The sequence below is a fragment of the Mesorhizobium sp. M7A.F.Ca.US.014.04.1.1 genome, assembly GCF_003998745.1.
In the GTDB taxonomy this organism is placed as follows: Bacteria; Pseudomonadota; Alphaproteobacteria; order Rhizobiales; family Rhizobiaceae; genus Mesorhizobium; species Mesorhizobium ciceri.
Genome location: NZ_RZRW01000860.1, coordinates 1 through 1,754 on the forward strand (window position 1 = coordinate 1; position 1,754 = coordinate 1,754).

Consider the following 1,754-nt stretch of genomic DNA (forward strand, 5'->3'; position numbering starts at 1 on the left):
GTGCGGGGGTCGATGATCTCCACGGGATAGCCGGCGATCTTCGCCATCGGCGCCAGCGCCTGGCTGATATGGACAGCGCCAATCACGACCAGACGCGGCTGCGGCAGATGCGCGTTGAGAAAGAAAGTCCGCCCCTCGGCTTCGACCGAACCGGAATTACCGGTGCGAAACGCCCTGGCGATCGCGGTTCCGAGATCGCCGGCGACGTGATCGCCCTCGCGCACGATCCGGTCGCGCCCGTCACCGAGATCGGTGACAAGGATCGCCGCACGGCGGGCGCGTCGTTCGGCGTTCAAAGTTTTTAAGGCGTAGGGATCCATCAGGAAATCTCTTGTCCGAGCATCATCTTGTCCAAAAACCGGGTCCCACTTTTTGGGATCATGCTCTAGCCCAGTCTTTCCACGTACACCTTGATGCGGCCGCCACAGGACAAGCCCACTTGCCATGCGGTTTCATCGGCAACACCGAACTCCAGCATCCTGGCCTTGCCGCTGTCGATGACGTCGATGGCCTCGCTGACCACAGCGCCTTCGACGCAGCCGCCCGAGACGGAGCCATGGAAATTGCCGTGTGCGTCGATGACCAGATGGCTGCCTACAGGTCGGGGCGCCGAACCCCAGGTCTCGACCACTGTCGCGATGGCCACGTCCTTGCCGTCCTTCATCCAGCCCTCCGCAATGATCAGCGGGTCGCGGGCCTCATCCAGATAAATGCTGTTTTCCATGACCGTTTCTCCAGAAGTCTGTTTTTCTCGGGATCTGTTTTCCGGATGGGAAGGATATGGTTATGCGGCGCGCCTCGCGCCAGCTTCCAGCCATCGGCGCGGATCGACGGATTGTGCCGACTTCTTGTCCAATGACGCGCAGAGATCGGCGAGCGCATCGAGATTGTGCACCGAGCGGAACTCGTCGACATGCGGCAGCATCGCCTTGACGCCACGGGCGCGCGCCTGGAAGCCGTCGAAGCGCAGCAACGGGTTCAGCCAGATCAGCCGCCGGCAAGATTTGTGCAGGCGCTCCATCTCCTCCGACAGGCCGGCGACATCGTCGCGCTCCAGCCCATCTGTGATCAGAAGCACGACCGCCCCCTGCCCCAGCACGCGACGCGACCATATCAGGTTGAACTCGGCCAGCGTGTCGCCGATGCGGGTGCCACCCGACCAGTCCATGACCGCCGCCGAACAGTCGGCAAGGGCTGCATCCGGGTCGCGATGGCGCATCTGCCGCGTCAGATTGGTCAGCCGGGTACCGAAGACGAAGGTGTGCACGCGACGCCTTTTTTCCGTCAGCGCATGCAGGAAATGCAGGAAAATCCGCGTATACTGGCTCATCGAGCCGGAAATGTCGGCCAACACGACCAGCGGCGGATGAACCTCGCGGGCTGAGCGGAATTTCGGCAGGATCAGTTCGCCGCCGGTGCGCGCGGCCGAACGCATCATGGCGCGCGGATCGATGCGGCGGCCATGCGCATCGGCCTTGAAGCGCCGCGTCCGCACCATGTCGAAAGGCAACCGCAACTGCGCGATCGCCTTCTTGGCGTCGGCCATCTCGGCGGCGTTCATCTGGGCAAAATCCTTGGCCCGCAGCACCTCGTTGCCGGAAAAGGTGAAGCGGGCGTCGACCTCGATCTCGGGAATTTCCTGTGGCGGCTGGTTCTTCTGGTGTCCCTCGAACATCGCCTGGCTGACTCGGTTTTCAGCGGCGCGTGGCTTCTGCTTTTCCCTGGTGTCGGGCGCCACCGGCGAAAACATCGCC

2 protein-coding genes and 1 pseudogene are annotated in these 1,754 nt (G+C 63.1%); all 3 read right to left on the minus strand.

All coding sequences use genetic code 11. The features are described from left to right. Positions 1 to 320: pseudogene (locus tag EOA22_RS32405) on the minus strand (XdhC family protein); the annotation flags it as partial. Between the two features lie 65 nt (positions 321 to 385). Continuing rightward, complete coding sequence (locus EOA22_RS32410; protein WP_063167827.1) at positions 386 to 724, minus strand: XdhC family protein; 339 nt, start codon at positions 722 to 724, stop codon at positions 386 to 388. Between the two features lie 60 nt (positions 725 to 784). After that, positions 785 to 1,754 (minus strand): VWA domain-containing protein (locus EOA22_RS32415; protein ID WP_127390544.1); only part of this gene is annotated, 970 nt, incomplete at its 5' end.

What these genes read in the sequence shown, in the direction of transcription:
- EOA22_RS32410 (WP_063167827.1), bottom strand. Translation starts at nt 724, where the DNA reads ATGGAAAACAGCATTTATCTGGATGAGGCCCGCGACCCGCTGATCATT.